Consider the following 15,282-nt stretch of genomic DNA (forward strand, 5'->3'; position numbering starts at 1 on the left):
GTGCCGAGGCCTCCCTCGGGCTGCGAAGCGAGGGGGTCGGCCGGAGTTGCGCTTGCTCCTGGAACTTCCGCAGCGATGCAACTACGCTGGCTCGACGTGAACCCGGTTCGCATTTATTGGTCGCAGCAACCGCCCCGCTAACAAGGGGACTGAAACATAGATTGGGGAAAAGCGAAATGGTGATGAGGTCCTCTGGAGTGGGCCCGGAGGGCTGCAGTCGCAGCAACCGCCCCGCTAACAAGGGGACTCAAACCGTCATCTCGCTCTGGGGCAGTGCTCCTACTGTACGTAGCACCTACTCGGCATTCAAGGTTCGGAGATAGGAGGTACCCATGTCAAAAACTCTCATCGTCACAGTCGGTGGATCGTTCCAGCCCGTCGTAACGGCCATTAAGAAACTTCGGCCTACGCGAGTTCTCTTCGTCTGTTCACAGAAGAGCCGGAACCAGGTGGTTGGCGAAGGCACTCCTTGCGAGGTTCGTGAGGGCTGCGAGGTCCGTCGGTTACCCAATATCGTCAAGCAGGCAGGCATCGAGGAGCGCTTTGACGCAGAGAAGGATGTACTGGTCCTGGAGCACGAGGATGCGCTAGAGGACAGTTACGATGCTATCGCTGACGCGATCCGAGCGGTACAGTCGCAGGACCCCGGGGGCGAAGTGCTTGCGGACTATACCGGGGGTACGAAGACCATGTCCGTTGCGCTGGCGATGGCCGCGTTTGACCTCGGTGTCATGCTGTACATCGAAGCTGGCCCGCGCAGGGATATCGAGCGCGTGCACGGCGGCGAGGCGCCGATTTTGGTCGGAACGTCTAGCCTTCGTGTGGCGCGGGTCGTGAACCAGTGGGTTCCTAGCCAGCTGGAGAAGTACGACTACACTGGGGCAGTTACACAGCTCGACGGATTGCTACGTTCGACGCAACTCTCGCCGGGATTGCAGTCCCGGATCCGCGACCTCGCATCGCTCTGTCGGGCCTTCGAGGCGTGGGACCGATTGGACTACGAGGGCGCGATGTACCTGTTGGAGCCGCACATGGAGAGCGATCAGATCCGCCCTCTGGGGGTCTTCTTGCAGAAGCTTATCTCCGCGCGCCGTGGTATGGATGCTGCTGCCGACGATGCGAGCTTCGGGAAGAGCACCGGATATGAGCTTGCCGAGGACCTAGTACGCAATGCGGAGCGCCGTGCGGCTACAGAGCGATATGACGACGCGGTGGCCCGGCTCTACCGAGCGGTCGAGCTAACAGCGCAGGTACGCTTGCGCACGGCGTTTGGCATTGACAGCGCCGACGTCCCAATAGAGCGCTTGCCGGCCGAGCTTCAGCCGAAGTATGAAGGTAGGCGCTCTGCGAATGGGAAGATCCAGGTGAGCCTCGTGCAGGCGTATGAGCTGCTTACCGACCTTGGAGACGAAGTCGTTGCCGATGTCTGGCGTGAGAAAAAGGAACGGATTCTGGACGCACTGGATGTGCGTAACAACAGCTCGATGGCCCATGGCTTACGACCCATAGCCGAGGAGCAGTATCAACATGTCTATGCGGATCTCGTATCGCTGATGGAGCGCGTGATAGCGGGCGCGACGAAGCAAGACCCGCCGATCGGCGCTCCCCAGATCCCGACTCGTCTATCGCTATCCAAGAGTTAATGTGAGGATTCGAGAATGAAGACCTTTATCGTCACTGTGGGCACATCGCTGCTCACCAACAAAGGCCGACCGTGGGAGGGTCGCGACAGAGATAATTCGCTCCCAAACTCGGCCGAAGCCACTCATTGGCTCCGAGGTGCCGATCCTGTCACCGCTTCTGCCGAGACCAACACCCTAAACAAGGTAGGACTCGAGACAGGTGACGCGATCGCATTTCTGCACACGGCCACTGACGAGGGGCGCTGGTGCGCCGAGGTGCTAACCAAGTATTACGAAGGACGGGGTTTCCGCACGCAAGCTCACGAGATCAGCGGCCTTAACTACAAGACTGGTGACGTAACGGATCGAGGACTGCGCGCTCTGGTGCATCTCATGTTCGACCTACATCGCAAAGCACAGAAGGTCGGCTCAGGAACCATCTTCTGCGCGACAGGTGGGTTCAAGGCGGAGACAGCATACATGTATCTTGCTGCTACGCTCCTTGGCTGCCGCGTGTGCTACGTACACGAGTTGTATAAGGAGTTGGTGTGGCTTCCGGCGCTACCGGTGAAGCTGGACATGTCTCTGGTACGTGACAACGAGGACTTCTTTGCCAAGTTACAGGATGATGTAACCAGAGCCGACGAAATCAATCACGGAGGCTGGCTGCAGGGTACTCCGCAACTCCGCTTTTTGGTTGACGAGGCCGATGGTCTCATGCAACTCAACGCTGCCGGCATGCTCCTCTGGGAACTCTATCGCGGCGCAGCGGGTGAGGTCTCGGGTCAGGCTGGGTCCAGCAACAAGAATCGACTTTCCAAGAGTGAGATGCACCACTGGCAACCTCATAGCACCAAGTTGCTAAGTCTAGACGATTGCGACTTCGTGGAACGATACGAGTATCCGCACGAGAACGTGCCAACGTCACCAAAGAAGGGTTTGGTGAGGTCCGACTATGAGAAGAAGGCAGTCTTCGTTCGAGCGATGCATGGTGACAACAGCGTCCCCCTGAAGGTCATAACGATCGAGATGCCCGCTGACCTTTTCAAACTTGCTGCACGTCACATCGGGGAAATCTTCGAGAGTTAGTCTGGTAAACGAACCTCGCTAGCAGTCAACGGTGGAGTGGGTGTCACAAGCCGTAAGACCCAGGTTGCGGCTGCCGAGCCCCGGCGAGTCGCGCCAGGGTAAGATGATGGGCACCACGCACGATGGCGCGAGGAGGTTCTCTACGCCACGTTCCGATCGACTTCAGCACTTCGATTTTGCAGCACACGAGGCGGAGTCTGCGGACCGGACATGATCCGCGATCTAGATGCTCAGCGATAACAGGTTATCCTCGAGCAGATCCATCGTCCGCGGCCCGATGATAGGCGAAGTGATGCTAGGCTGCGACGCGCACCATGCCAGTGCCAGTTGACCGGGTGGCACTCCGCGCTCACGAGCATAGTTGCCCAAGTTCTCGGTGCCCATCCGAAGTTCGTGCACCCCAGGCCAGCTTGCTCACCAGTACATCGGTTCTGCCCCATGCGATGTATTCCACCTGATTTCCTCTTTTGTGCATGCTGCTGTATGGACCAGAGCTCGCAGGGTCACACCTATGAGGGGTCGGCATGATCGGCGGACTACCGCGCGCAGGCGCATCTCGTGGCTTCTATGTGATAGGGTATGGGTAGCGGGGTTAGTTACCGAATCCATGCCCCAGTGAGTGCTCGTAGGGGCCTCTTGTGTCGCGGAACTCGCTCAGAGGCTCCTATCTTGACTTCTCGGGTGGCTCGGAGAGATGGAAAAACGGCTATAGATAGAGTCGCAGTCCCTTTCATCTGAGCTTCCACCTGCCCGCTCGGCTGCCACGCCCACGACCATCCCCTTCAACCCCGAAACACCCCTTTTGCAACGGGCATCTGCGCGGGAACGACAGGGGATAACACACTCTCGCCGTGTGTATCGTTCCCGCGCAGGCGGGAACCCAGAGTCGTGTCAATCCTGGTGCTGAGTCTTGGAACCGTAGATGCCTCTCCGGAAGCGGCGGAGGCATCACTGCCATGATGTCTCGACCCTACATCCCCAAAAAGTACGCGTGGATGGTGGGGTCGGAGGTGAGTTCGGGGTGGAAAGTGGTGCCGAGCAACGTCTTCGTGCGTACTGCGACCGGCGTATCCTCGTGCACTGCGAGCACTTCGACGCCGGGGCCGGCCTCTCGAATGACCGGTGCTCGGATGAACACGCCCCGAATGATCTCGCCTGTCGGGCGGAACTCGAAGTTCGCCTCGAAGCTGTCCAGTTGCCTTCCATACGCGTTCCGCTCGACGGTCACGTCCAGTAGGCCGAGTGGCGAGACCGGACGGTTCGTAACACGCTTGGCCAGCAGGATGAGCCCCATGCAGGTGCCCCAAATGCGCATGCCTCTCTCCGCGCGTCGCAGGATCGCTACATCCAGTCCCTCGAAGGCCAGCAGGCGCGAGACCGTGGTACTTTCCCCTCCCGGCATGATGAGGCGCTCGGCCCGTTCGAGGTCGCGAACCGTTCGCACCTCGACGGTCCGAGCGCCGATGCGTTCCAGCGCCTGCACGTGCATGGCGAAGTCGCCCTGCAGAGCGAGGACGCCGACGGGCGGGTTACCACCCACGAGGCGCTAACAGCTCCTCTTCCCGCAGCGAGCTCGCCTGAATGCCAGACATCGGCGTGCCGAGGCCTTCGGAGATCTCCGCCAGCTTGGCGGGATCGTTATAGTGAGTCACGGCTTGAACGATGGCTTTCGCCCTGCGCGGCGGGTCCTCGGACTTGAAGATGCCGCTGCCCACGAACACCGACTCGGCACCGAGTTTCATCATGAGCGCCGCGTCCGCGGGAGTGGCGATGCCGCCCGCCGAGAAGTTCGGCACTGGCAGCTTGCCCTCGCGCTTCACGTCCACGACGAACTCGTACGGTGCCTGGAGCTCCTTCGCGATGGCGCTCAGCTCGAAATCGGGAGCATTCAGGATGCGGCGGAAGTCGCGCATGATGGAGTTCATGTGGCGCACGGCTTCCACCACGTCTCCGGTTCCCGCTTCACCCTTCGTGCGCACCATGGCCGCGCCTTCCGCAGCCCTTCGCAGGAACTCGCCCAGGTTTCGTGCGCCGCAGACGAAAGGCACGTCGAAGGCGTGCTTGTCTACGTGGTGCTCTTCGTCGGCAGGGGTGAGCACCTCGCTCTCGTCAATGAAGTCCACCTTCAGGGCCTGCAGGATCTCGGCTTCCACGAAGTGCCCAATACGGCACTTGGCCATCACGGGGATGGAGACCGCTTCCTGAATCTCGCGGATGATCTTGGGGTCGGACATGCGCGCGACCCCGCCCTGAGCTCGAATGTCGGCCGGCACCCGCTCCAGGGCCATTACGGCGACCGCGCCCGCGTCTTCGGCGATGCGGGCTTGTTCGGCGGTGGTGACGTCCATGATCACTCCGCCTCGCAGCATCATGGCGAGCCCGACCTTGGTCCGCCAAGTTGACTTTTGCCTATCGGAATCGGCCGCAGCCATCTCGGTTCACCTCTCGACGGGATTATACCGAGCAGCCTGGCCTTGCCTGGAACCCCGTCTGGGACAGCGAGAGGCGGCCGAGTATCATAGAGCGCATGGTTGCCATATCCACTGCTCTCAATGCACGGCATCGGGGCTCGGCCCGAGAGGTTTTCGAGGAGCTAAAAGCGCTCGGGTACGAGCAGTTCGAGGTGAACGTGCACTTCTCGGAAGAGATGGTGGAAGAAACCGAGCGCATGGTGCGGGCGGGGGAGATCGAGATCGTTAGCGTGCACAACTACTGCCCCGTGCCGCCTGGCATCGAAAGGACGCGCAGTGGGGGTGACCTTTTTCACTTCTCCGCGGAAGAGGCCGAGGTGCGTGGGCAGGCGCTGAAGTGGACACTGCGATCGATCGAGACCGCAGCTCGGCTCGGAGCACGCTTCTTGGTTGGTCACTGGGGGATAGTGCCCGTGGAGGACGGCAAAGAGGTGCAGCACGCAGCGCTGGAGCGCCTACGCCGCGGCGAACCGGGCGTGCCCGAGATGGTCCGAGAGGCGGTGGAGCGGCGCCAGGCGATGGCCAGGCCGTATGTGGAGCGGGCGCTAGACACGTTCAGCCAGCTGTTGCCCACGGCGCGGGAACACGGCGTTCGCCTGGGTGTCGAATGTCGAAACTATTTCCACGAGATACCTTCGCTGGAGGAGGTCGGCGAGTTCCTCGCCCTGGACCCCGCTGTCATCGGCTACTGGCACGACATCGGACATGCGGAGATACTGGAGTTTTTGGGCGTCGTTCCCGAGAGGTCCTTCGCAGCGCGTTGGGCGGACCGTGCCATCGCCGTGCACGTGCACGACGTAAAGCAGGGTGCCGACCATCGGCCGATGGGTGAAGGCGACATAGACTTTCGTGCCGAGCTGTCGCCGTTTCCCGCTTCGGCACCCTGGGTCATCGAGGTGCACTCCGGGGACGCTATGACGATGCGTCGGATGGGCGAGGAGTTGCGGCGAATTTGGTCGGAGATTCACAACGCTTGAGGGGTTGCGGCGATCGCGGCCAGGGCATGGAAATGACATCGAGCTCGCGCCTTCGCGGGCATAGGACGCGCTAGCCCACTTCCACAACACATTGTCATTCCCGCGAAGGCAAGAAACCAGTCCCTGCAGCGTCGTAAGTAACACGCCGGGAGCCCCGTTACATGATCAGTTCGTACACGCAGTGCTTGTAGGACTCGAAGTGGGCCGCGTACTGGCGGCAACTGCGGTAGTTCTGCCACAGGTGCACTACCGCCACACGCTCCTCGATGACGGCGTCATCCAGAGTCATCGCCCCGAGGAAGCCAGGGGCCACCACCATCGAGTCCGTGATGCCCTCGAGCCTCTGCATCGTCTCCACTTTCATGCCCGGCTGCGCCATCGCAACGATCATCACGACCACGGTCCCCGGTTCGAGGCTGCCGAGCGTGTTCCCAAGCCGATCGACGATGTGGTGGGTGTGCAGGTTCGGCGTCCCCACCACCACCTGGAGGGCTTCGGCCATCAGGTCCGACTCGGCCCACGCACGGGAGGCTGCCACCGGTGCTTCCAGAGCGTCCCACTCCGTCACGAGCGCAAAGCGGGTGGGGTCGTCGAAGTGTTTCAGCAGCCGTACGCTCCGACAACCCGGCTGGGAAACGTACAGCGTTCGCAGCCGCTCGAACAGCATCAGCTCGGCGTCAACGTATTCTGGGTACACCTCGACTTCGGCAAGGACTAGGACGGACATTCGGTTTCAGCACCTCGTTGGGCTATCTCCGTTTGTACCTGCAGAGTGGCGCGATATGTTCCGGCTTCCCCGAAAGAAGTTCGTACGTGATGCCCGGGCGGGCAGTTGCGGACGTGTATAATCCGGGGCGATGGGAAGGCCCGACTGGGACGAGTACTTCATGCGGATCGCGCACGATGTGGCTTCGCGTGCGACCTGCGAGCGACGCAAGGTCGGGGCCGTCATCGTCGCGGAGAAGCGCATTCTCACCACCGGCTACAACGGGGCGCCGCAAGGGTTGCCGCACTGCACGGAAGTGGGCTGCAAGATGGAGAACGGCCATTGCATCCGCACTCTGCACGCCGAGCAGAATGCGATCGTGCAGGCCGCTCTCTTCGGCGTCTCGTGCCAAGGCAGCTCGCTGTACGTGACCTGCCAGCCGTGTAACAACTGTGCAAAGATGATCATCAACGCGGGCATACGTAAGGTCGTGTTCGAAGGCGACTATCCAGACCCGTTCGCCCTGGAACTCTTCGGAGCGGCCGGCGTGGAGTTGGTCCGCGTCGTCGAAGGTCGCCCGACGCCCGTTCTCATGCCCCAATGACGCACGCTCTGTTCGTTGCCGCCATCGCCATGCTCTCGGCGCTGCTGATTACGCCGGCAGTGCGCCGCCTGGCACTGCGATTCGACGTGGTGGACATGCCGGACGACCCGCGGCGGGTGCATACGGAACCGACTCCGAGGTGGGGCGGGATTGCCATCTTCGTGTCTTCGGTTATCGCCGTCGCCGTTGGCTTTTGGGTGCTCGGCATGGCGCCCGGGCGTGACGAATGGCTGCAGTACGTCGGCCTTTACGTCATAGGGCTTCTCGTGTTGGTCGTCGGCGCGCTGGATGACAAGCTGCAGTTCTCCGCATCCAAGCAGGCCGCGTTTCTGCTGGCATGCGGTATTGGAGTGCAGTTCCTGGGCGTCCAGATCGCTGGGATCACTAAGCCATGGTCCATTGCACCAGGGGAGAGCCCATGGCTGCCCCTCGGTTGGCTGGCTTGGCCCGTGACCGCTGTCTGGATGTTCGTGGTGACGAAGACGATGGATACGATCGATGGGCTGGACGGGCTCGCTGCGGGGATAGCGGCGATCTCGGCTGCTACGCTGTCGGCGATGGCTCTGGTCGGTCAGCCGCAGCAGCTACCCATCGTCGCCGTGGGAGCCGCCGTGTGCGGTGCTTCACTCGGTTTCCTGCGACACAACTTCAACCCGGCGCGCATCTTCATGGGAACCGGTGGTGCCCAGTTCCTCGGGTTCGTTCTCGCAGGACTCAGTGTGATCGGTGCATTCAAGGTGGCCGCCGCGGTGACAGTCGGCGTGCCGGTGCTCATCTTCGGGCTTCCGCTCTTCGATGCAATCTTCGTGGTGACTCGACGCATTCGCCACAAACAACCGATATATGTGGCGGACAAGCGGCACTTGCACCACCGTTTGCTCGAACAGGGCCTGACTCACCGCCAGACGGTGCTCGTGATGTACGCTCTAGCCCTCGTTCTCTGCGCGACCGCACTCTGGATATTCGGAAGGACCCACCATGGCAAGCAGACAACCGCGGACGTCTCGGCTATCAGTGATGGCAGTATTCGGTACTCGGCCCGATGCTATCAAGATGGCTCCGGTTATCCGCGAGTTGCGTCGCTTCCCCGATCAGGTACGCCTTAGCATCGTATCGAGTGGTCAGCATCGCGAGATGTTGAGACCGGTGCTGGATACCTTCGATATTCAGCCCGATGTGGACCTCGACATCATGGTTCATGGACAGACACTTGCCGAACTACTATGTCGCGCGCTTACCGGGCTGGAGAAGTCAATCCGTCAAGTGGGGCCGGACCTGGTCATGGCGCAGGGAGATACCAGTACGACCTTCGCGGCTGCCCTCGCTGCCTTCTATGGCAAAGCAGAGTTCGCTCACGTAGAGGCCGGCCTGCGAACCGGTGACAAGTACCAGCCCTTTCCCGAGGAGATCAACCGCCGCCTGACGGGAGCAATCACCGATCTGCACTTCGCTCCGACGAAGCTGGCGAAAAGCAACCTTCTCGCTGAAGGTGTCCAACCCGACCGCATCTGGATCACGGGCAACACGGGGATTGATGCCGTGCGCATCTGTGCCGAGCGGGTGCAGGCGCCAGCACTGCCCACGCGCACACTGTTGGTGACCGCGCACAGACGGGAGAACTGGGGAGACGGCATTCGGCACATCGCGCAGGCGCTGAAGATCATCCTCGAGCGCTTCGCCGATACCGAAGCTATCGTTTCGATGCACAGCAACCCGGACGTTCGGGCGATATGGCAGGCGGAACTCGGCAGCGAGCCGCGCGTCCGCCTGATCGATCCCCCCGCTTACCCCGAGTTCGTTGCGCTGATGAAAGCGAGTCATCTGATCCTGACCGATTCGGGTGGCATGCAGGAAGAAGCGCCGGGGTTGGGTAAGCCAGTACTCGTGCTGCGAAATACTACGGAGCGACCGGAGGGTGTCGAGGCGGGTGTCGCCCGGCTGATCGGCACGGACACCGAGCGGATCGTCGAAGAGGCGGCACGGCTGCTGACTTCAACAGATGCCTACCGAAAGATGGCGCAGTCGGTGAACCCCTACGGCGATGGCAGAGCAGCGGAGAGGATACGTACTGCGATGTTCCGCCACTATGGCATCTCCGCGAGCGCGCCCGAGGTGGAAGAGTGGCAGTAGAGCGTCTAGACGGGATGGGCTGGTTCGCGCCGGTCTGGAGGGCGATCTGGCGCATCGCCCTCATCGTGCTGCTGCTGTGGTTCCTGTGGCACACACGCAGTATCATCATTACGCTGCTACTCTCCGCGACGTTGGGTTACTTCGTGTGGTTCGGCGTGGAGTTCCTGGTCCGTCATGAGTGGTGGGGGGTGCCGAAGACCTGGATGCGTTTCAAGCGCGCCACCGCCTGTCTGCTATGCTACGCGGTGCTGGGTGCATTCGCATGGGGGGCGTCGGTGCAGATGTCTCTTCCGATCCGCGAAGGGATCACCACCCTGACACATAACTGGAGTAACTACATGAAGATCCTCTCCGATCAGACGGAGGAGGTTCAGCGGTTCTACCATAAGAACGTGCCGGAGCAGGTGCGCGAGTATATCTCTACCAGCTTGGGGCATGTGTTCGAGGGATGGGGTGCTGCGGCGGCGGGACAGGGCCGACGCAGCCAAGGTGGTTCCCCGTGGCTCTGGCTGACCTATCTGGTCGAGCTGATCCTGGTACCATTCATCGCCTTCTTCGTGATCGTGGATGGACGCGCACTCAAGCGGGAGGTGCTGCAGTTGTTGCCACCTCACACGGTCCGGCCGGTGCTTCGGGTGGCGCGCGAGACAGACCTGGTGATGCGCCAGTACATCCTCAGTCAGTTCATCTTGTGTCTGATCGCAGGAGTGGTGACCTATCTAATCTTCGCCATAGGCCTGCCGAGGGCGCACGCGTATGCCACCATTGCCGGCATCTATGCAGGTGTGACGCGGGTCATACCCGTAGTAGGCTCCATCATCGGCGGTATTCCGGTCATCCTACTCGCCGGGCTGTCGCAAGGTAGCATCACGGATGCTGTGTGGGTGGCGGTGTTGTTCTCCACCATGCACCTGGCGGAGAGCAAGTTCCTATACCCCGCCATCGTAGGCAGCAGAATGGCGATGCACCCTGTGCTGGTGATCGTGGTGTTGTTAGTGTCGTTCGAGTTCTTCGGAATCGTGGGTATGTTTTTCGGCCCGCCGGTTGCGGCGATAGCCAGGAACGTGTGGCTCACCTCGCAGGCACGCAGACGGGCCGGAACGAAGGGGGTTCAGGCGGTGGGCTTTGCCGGGGTCTGAAATCGTTGGTGGCTGGATTGCCCTGCTGATCGCGCTCGGCTTGGGCGCGATGCAAGGCGTCGCGGAGTTCTTGCCTATCTCCAGCTCAGCGCATCTGATTCTCGCGCGCGACGTGTTCGGCTGGAGCTTCGGTGACGAGCGCGCAAATCTCCTCTTCGACGTAGTGCTTCACGTCGGCACGATGCTGGCGGTGGTGATCTTCTTCCGAAAGGACCTCTTGCGCATCTTCGGGGCCCTGCTCACCCGCTCCGAGGAGCGACGGGTGGAACGCAGGCTGGGGTGGTACATCCTCTTGGGCACCGTTCCTGCCGCGCTTGCGGGAGTGCTGTTCGAGGACCCTATCGAGCAGTTTTTCAGGCAACGCGTGGACGTGATCATCAGCCTGCTGGCAGGTGTCGGCGTACTGATGTGGATTGCCGACCGACTCGGCAAGAAGCGTCGTGACATGGGGCAAGTGAGAGTGTGGGACGCGCTGCTGATGGGTGTGGCACAGGCCACCGCCCTCATGCCGGGTGTATCTCGTTCGGGCGCGACCATCACGACGGGTCTGGCACTGGGCTTGAGGCGCGAGGATGCCGCGCGGTTCAGCTTCCTGCTCTCGGCCCCCGCCATCGTCGGTGCGGCGCTCTGGACCCTGAAGGGCGTGGGCAAGATGCAGATGGTGGAGGGCGCTGTTCCGCTGTTGGTTGCCGGATTCCTGGCGTCGCTCGCATTCGGCATGGCGAGTATTGCGTTCTTGCTTCGCTACCTACAAAGGCACTCGGTGCTAGCATTTACGATTTACCGCATCCTCGTCGCCGTGTGGCTCTACTTCGCACTGGTGCGGTAGGCCCTTACCGGAACATGCGGCGGAGGCGCCATTGGTCGGCCGCCACCGCGATGATGATCACGTGCCCGATGATCATTTCCTGCACGAAGTTCGGCCAGCCGAGCGCGATGCAGCGGTTCCGTAGGTAAGACATCAGGAACGCACCGACCAACGTGCCGACGATGGAGCCCTGCCCTCCGGCCAGCGACGCACCCCCGATCACGACCGCGGCGATCACGTCCAGTTCCAAACCCACTGCAACCGTCGGATCCCCCTGGGTGAGTCGCGCGAACTGGAACAACCCGGCGAGGCCGGTCATCAAGCCCATCAGCACATAAATGTACACCTTCGTTCGCTCCACTCGCACGCCACATAGCCGCGCGGTCGCTTCGTTAGAGCCGATAGCGAACGCATACCTCCCTAACACCGAGTGACGCAGTGCGAGAGCCATGATCACCGCTAGACCTAACATCAGCCAGACTGCGGGCGCGAACACCAACCACGACTGCGAAGGTATCGGCTGCACCCACTGGTCCAATCCCTCGGTGGGTGCCGTGATGGGACGGCTGTTCGATATCCACTTCGCCACCCCGCGAAAGAAGCCCAGCGTGCCGAGCGTGGCGATGAAGGGCGGCAACCGCAACACCGTGATCAGCAAGCCATTGTACAACCCACACAGCGCTCCAGCGCAGAGCGTGACTAGGATGGTAACTGATAGAGGCAGCCCGCGATCCATCGCTAGCGCCGCGGTGACGCTTGCCAGCGCGATGGCCGAGCCGACGGATAGGTCGATCCCCGCGCTCACGATTACGAACGTCATGCCCATCGCTGCGATGGACACGATCACCGTCTGCACGAGGATGGTGCGAAGGTCGAGCAGCCTGACGGCGGGATGCGGAGGGATAGCATAGAACACAGCGACTACGATGAGTAGCACGGCGAGGGGCGCGAGAGCCCGCATCGCACGACGCGCCGTGTCTGTGTTCAAGCCGTGCCGCCTCCCCCGGTCGCTTTGAGCACCAACGACGCCTCCGACCACTCGGACGCTGGGCGAGGCTCACCGAGCCGCCCCCGGTGCATGACGGCGATGCGGTCACAGATACCTAACAGCTCGGGCATGTAGCTGCTGACCATCAGCACCGCTTTGCCTTGGGCTGCCAGGTCTCCGATCAGACGGTAGATCTGCGCCTTGCTCGCAACGTCCACACCCCTCGTCGGCTCGTCGAGAAGCAGGATGTCACAGTCGGTCTCCAAGAGTCTGGCTAGTGCCAGTTTCTGCTGGTTGCCACCCGAAAGGTCACCTGCGAGCTGATCGGGGCCCCGTGCACGTATGGACAGGCTATCGAGTAGGCGTAGGGCACTTCGCTTCTCCATCCCACCTCTCACCCATCCGTAGCGCGCATACGCATGCAGATGGCTGAGCGTTAGGTTTTCGGTCAGCGTGCGGGCGAGTGCCAGTCCCTCGGTCTTTCGATCTTCGCTGAGCAACCCGACCCCTTTCGCCAACATCCGCCAGGGAGTCGTGCGCTGCAAAGTGATGCCCAGAACGGTAACAGCGCCATCGCGGATCGGGTCTAGCCCGAAGACGGCACGCAGTAGTTCTGTTCGTCCCGCTCCCACCAGCCCAGCGAGGCCAAGGATTTCGCCCCGATGCAGTGTTATGTCGGCTTGGAGTGGTAGCCGCGAGCCGCTGAGCGCACGCACGGTGAATACCGGCTCACCCACCTCGTGCGGCACACGCGGGAACATCTCTTCCACTCGACCGCCAATCATGTGCTCCACCATCTGCTCCACGCTCGTGTCGGCCACCACGCCCGTCGCCACCACCTTGCCATCGCGGAGCACGGTGAAGCGGTCGGCCACACGCTTAACTTCCTCCAAAAAGTGTGACACGTAGATGACAGAGACACCCTCCTGCTTCAGACCGCGGATCACCTCGAATAGTTGTTCGATCTCCATTAGCCCGAGGCTGCTGGTAGGCTCGTCCATGATTAGGATGCGAGAACCTGTCAGTAGTGCGCGTGCGATCTCCACCAGCTGACGCTCCGCGGGCGAGAGGCGAAGCACCTGCCGATGGATGTCCATGTCCCCCTGTCGCAGGCGAGTCAGTGCCTCGCGGATGGACCGACGATGCGCCGATCGGCGGATGATGCCCAAGACGCGCGATTCGATCCCGAGCGCCATGTTCTCCTCGACCGTGAGATGTGGCGCGAGGTTGAGCTCCTGATAGATCATCGCCACGCCCGCTCTGCGCGATGCCATGGGGTCGGCGGGGGCGAAGGGCTCGCCGTCAATGCGGATGGCGCCCGCATCCGGACGCACGGCGCCGGAGAGCACTTTGAGCAGAGTGGACTTGCCCGCACCGTTCTCGCCGATCAGCGCGTGCACCTCGCCGGGTAGCACGGTGATGGCTACGTTGTCTAGCGCTACCGTGGGCCCGAACGCCTTGCAAACGCCGGACACCTCCAGGCGGGGCGGCGAGTTCACTTCCCCTCGAGAACGGAAAGGTCGGGGTTCAGCAGCTCCTTCACATCGGGCTGAGACATGTTCTCGGGCGTGACCAGAGTGACGCCAGTGTCTATGCGCGGCTCGACGGGCTTCTTCTTCAGCACGTCGTAGGCGGTCTTCACGCCCAAATAGCCCATGCGCACGGGGTTTTGCACCACGAGGCCTTCGATCTCGCCCTTCGAAAGCGCTTCCACCAGGCCGGGGCTGGAATCGAAGCCCACGAAACGGACCTTGCCTGCCAAACCGCGAGAGCGCAGCGCGAGCAACATGCCGAAGGTAGAACTCTCGTTCGGCGTGAAGATGCCCTGCAGATCGGTGTAGGTGGCGAGCAAGCTCTCGGCGGCATCCTGTGCGGTCGCGCGCGTCGCCCCCGCGTACCGTTTGGGGTCTATCAGCTTGATGCCTGGAGACTTGGCAATGGTATCGGTGAAGCCCTTTTCGCGCTGGATGGTGCTTTCGGATCCTTCTTGGTAGCGCAGAAGCAGCACATTGCCATTGCCGCCCAGTGCCTTCGTCATCGCTTCGGCTGCGAGCACACCGCCCTTGTAATTGTCGGTTGCGACGTAGCTAGCGAAGTCCTTCCCCACCTCGCCCGCAAGCCCCGAGTCGATGATGACCACGGGGATGCCGGCGCGACCGGCCTGTTGAACGGGCGCGAGCAGGGCCTTGTCGTCCAGCGGTGCGAGCACGATGGCATCGTATCCGCCGCTGATCAGGTTCTCCACCAGCGAGACCTGCTGCTGGCGGTCGTCCTCGCGCTCGGGGCCGGTAAAGGTCACCTCGACGTCTCCCAACTCCTTCTCGGCCTTCACGGCGCCCGCGTGGATGCTCTTCCAAAAGTCGTGCGTGGTGCCTTTCGGTACGACGGCGATGCGCAGCTTGGGGCCGTCCGTGGCGTCGCCGTTCTTGGTGGCTTGCTTGTCGCTGCATCCCGCAAGCGTCGTGAGGACGGCAAGCGCAGTCAACATGGTTCGTGCTCTCATCTGCTCACCTTGGGCTTTGGGTCTCACCTCTGGTTTCGTCCCTCCCCGTGCTGCTCCTGCGTGTACACTCCGGAGAGAGGGTTATGGTGAGGGGCTTTGGACAGCGATCTCCGCGAACCTTTTGCGGACTCCGCGTGACACTTCGAGCGCTGTCGTGCCGCTACCCTGCCACGTCCAAGCTGCAACAAGCGCCAGCTTCGGGCTTTCACGCCGAGCGCACCGAGGCCCCAGAGAGCGCGGAAGGG

14 protein-coding genes are annotated in these 15,282 nt (G+C 61.9%); 7 read left to right on the plus strand and 7 right to left on the minus strand.

Features of this window, described 5'->3' with window-relative positions; genetic code table 11:
- Nucleotides 1-332: 332 nt before the first annotated feature.
- A complete protein-coding gene (locus HRF45_04395; GenBank protein ID MEP0765765.1) occupies nt 333-1,643 on the plus strand; it encodes a TIGR02710 family CRISPR-associated protein in 1,311 nt (436 codons plus the stop codon).
- 15 nt (nt 1,644-1,658) lie between these two features.
- Entirely contained in the window at nt 1,659-2,711 is a 1,053-nt protein-coding gene (locus tag HRF45_04400) for a putative CRISPR-associated protein (protein MEP0765766.1), read from the plus strand.
- A gap of 222 nt (nt 2,712-2,933) precedes the next feature.
- On the opposite strand, the gene HRF45_04405 is transcribed toward HRF45_04400, so the two are convergent.
- The 3 genes from HRF45_04405 to pdxS all read right to left on the minus strand — a co-directional run bounded on the left by HRF45_04405 (nt 2,934) and on the right by pdxS (nt 5,143).
- Nucleotides 2,934-3,095, minus strand: coding sequence for an aldo/keto reductase (locus HRF45_04405; GenBank protein MEP0765767.1), 162 nt, complete (start codon nt 3,093-3,095; stop codon nt 2,934-2,936).
- A gap of 586 nt (nt 3,096-3,681) precedes the next feature.
- The gene (gene pdxT / locus HRF45_04410; GenBank protein MEP0765768.1) at nt 3,682-4,251 is read right to left on the minus strand and encodes a pyridoxal 5'-phosphate synthase glutaminase subunit PdxT; all 570 of its coding nucleotides are present in this window, start codon (nt 4,249-4,251) and stop codon (nt 3,682-3,684) included.
- The gene (gene pdxS / locus HRF45_04415) at nt 4,241-5,143 is read right to left on the minus strand and encodes a pyridoxal 5'-phosphate synthase lyase subunit PdxS (protein ID MEP0765769.1); all 903 of its coding nucleotides are present in this window, start codon (nt 5,141-5,143) and stop codon (nt 4,241-4,243) included. Before pdxS ends, pdxT begins: the two co-directional genes overlap by 11 nt.
- Nucleotides 5,144-5,238: 95 nt before the next feature.
- On the opposite strand from pdxS, the gene HRF45_04420 reads away from it, so the two are divergent.
- Nucleotides 5,239-6,159 (plus strand): sugar phosphate isomerase/epimerase, encoded by a 921-nt coding sequence (locus tag HRF45_04420; GenBank protein MEP0765770.1) that lies wholly within the window; start codon nt 5,239-5,241, stop codon nt 6,157-6,159.
- A gap of 157 nt (nt 6,160-6,316) precedes the next feature.
- Here HRF45_04420 and HRF45_04425 read toward each other — a convergent pair whose 3' ends face one another.
- Nucleotides 6,317-6,886: an antibiotic biosynthesis monooxygenase gene (locus tag HRF45_04425; protein ID MEP0765771.1), complete on the minus strand. Its 570-nt coding sequence runs from the start codon at nt 6,884-6,886 to the stop codon at nt 6,317-6,319.
- A gap of 130 nt (nt 6,887-7,016) precedes the next feature.
- Between HRF45_04425 and HRF45_04430 the strand changes: the two genes are divergently transcribed.
- From HRF45_04430 to uppP, 4 genes are all read left to right on the plus strand, one after another.
- Nucleotides 7,017-7,469, plus strand: a complete 453-nt coding sequence (locus HRF45_04430) for a hypothetical protein (protein MEP0765772.1) — start codon at nt 7,017-7,019, stop codon at nt 7,467-7,469.
- Between the two features lie 978 nt (nt 7,470-8,447).
- Nucleotides 8,448-9,599 (plus strand): UDP-N-acetylglucosamine 2-epimerase (non-hydrolyzing), encoded by a 1,152-nt coding sequence (gene wecB / locus HRF45_04435; protein MEP0765773.1) that lies wholly within the window; start codon nt 8,448-8,450, stop codon nt 9,597-9,599.
- Complete coding sequence (locus HRF45_04440) at nt 9,590-10,738, plus strand: AI-2E family transporter (GenBank protein MEP0765774.1); 1,149 nt, start codon at nt 9,590-9,592, stop codon at nt 10,736-10,738. The genes wecB and HRF45_04440 overlap by 10 nt, the downstream gene beginning before the upstream one ends.
- Before the next feature lie 49 nt (nt 10,739-10,787).
- Complete coding sequence (gene uppP, locus HRF45_04445) at nt 10,788-11,567, plus strand: undecaprenyl-diphosphatase UppP (GenBank protein ID MEP0765775.1); 780 nt, start codon at nt 10,788-10,790, stop codon at nt 11,565-11,567.
- Nucleotides 11,568-11,571: 4 nt separating this feature from the next.
- Here the strand turns inward: uppP and HRF45_04450 are convergent, their stop codons facing one another.
- The 3 genes from HRF45_04450 to HRF45_04460 are packed head-to-tail and all read right to left on the minus strand — an operon-like array spanning nt 11,572 to nt 15,022.
- A complete protein-coding gene (locus HRF45_04450) occupies nt 11,572-12,534 on the minus strand; it encodes an ABC transporter permease (GenBank protein ID MEP0765776.1) in 963 nt (320 codons plus the stop codon).
- On the minus strand, nt 12,531-14,033 hold the full coding sequence (locus HRF45_04455) for a sugar ABC transporter ATP-binding protein (protein ID MEP0765777.1): 1,503 nt from the start codon (nt 14,031-14,033) through the stop codon (nt 12,531-12,533). Before HRF45_04455 ends, HRF45_04450 begins: the two co-directional genes overlap by 4 nt.
- A complete protein-coding gene (locus HRF45_04460; GenBank protein ID MEP0765778.1) occupies nt 14,030-15,022 on the minus strand; it encodes a substrate-binding domain-containing protein in 993 nt (330 codons plus the stop codon). The genes HRF45_04455 and HRF45_04460 overlap by 4 nt, the downstream gene beginning before the upstream one ends.
- Nucleotides 15,023-15,282 lie beyond the last annotated feature (260 nt).

This window comes from Fimbriimonadia bacterium (assembly GCA_039961735.1).
Lineage (GTDB): Bacteria > Armatimonadota > Fimbriimonadia > Fimbriimonadales > JABRVX01 > JABRVX01.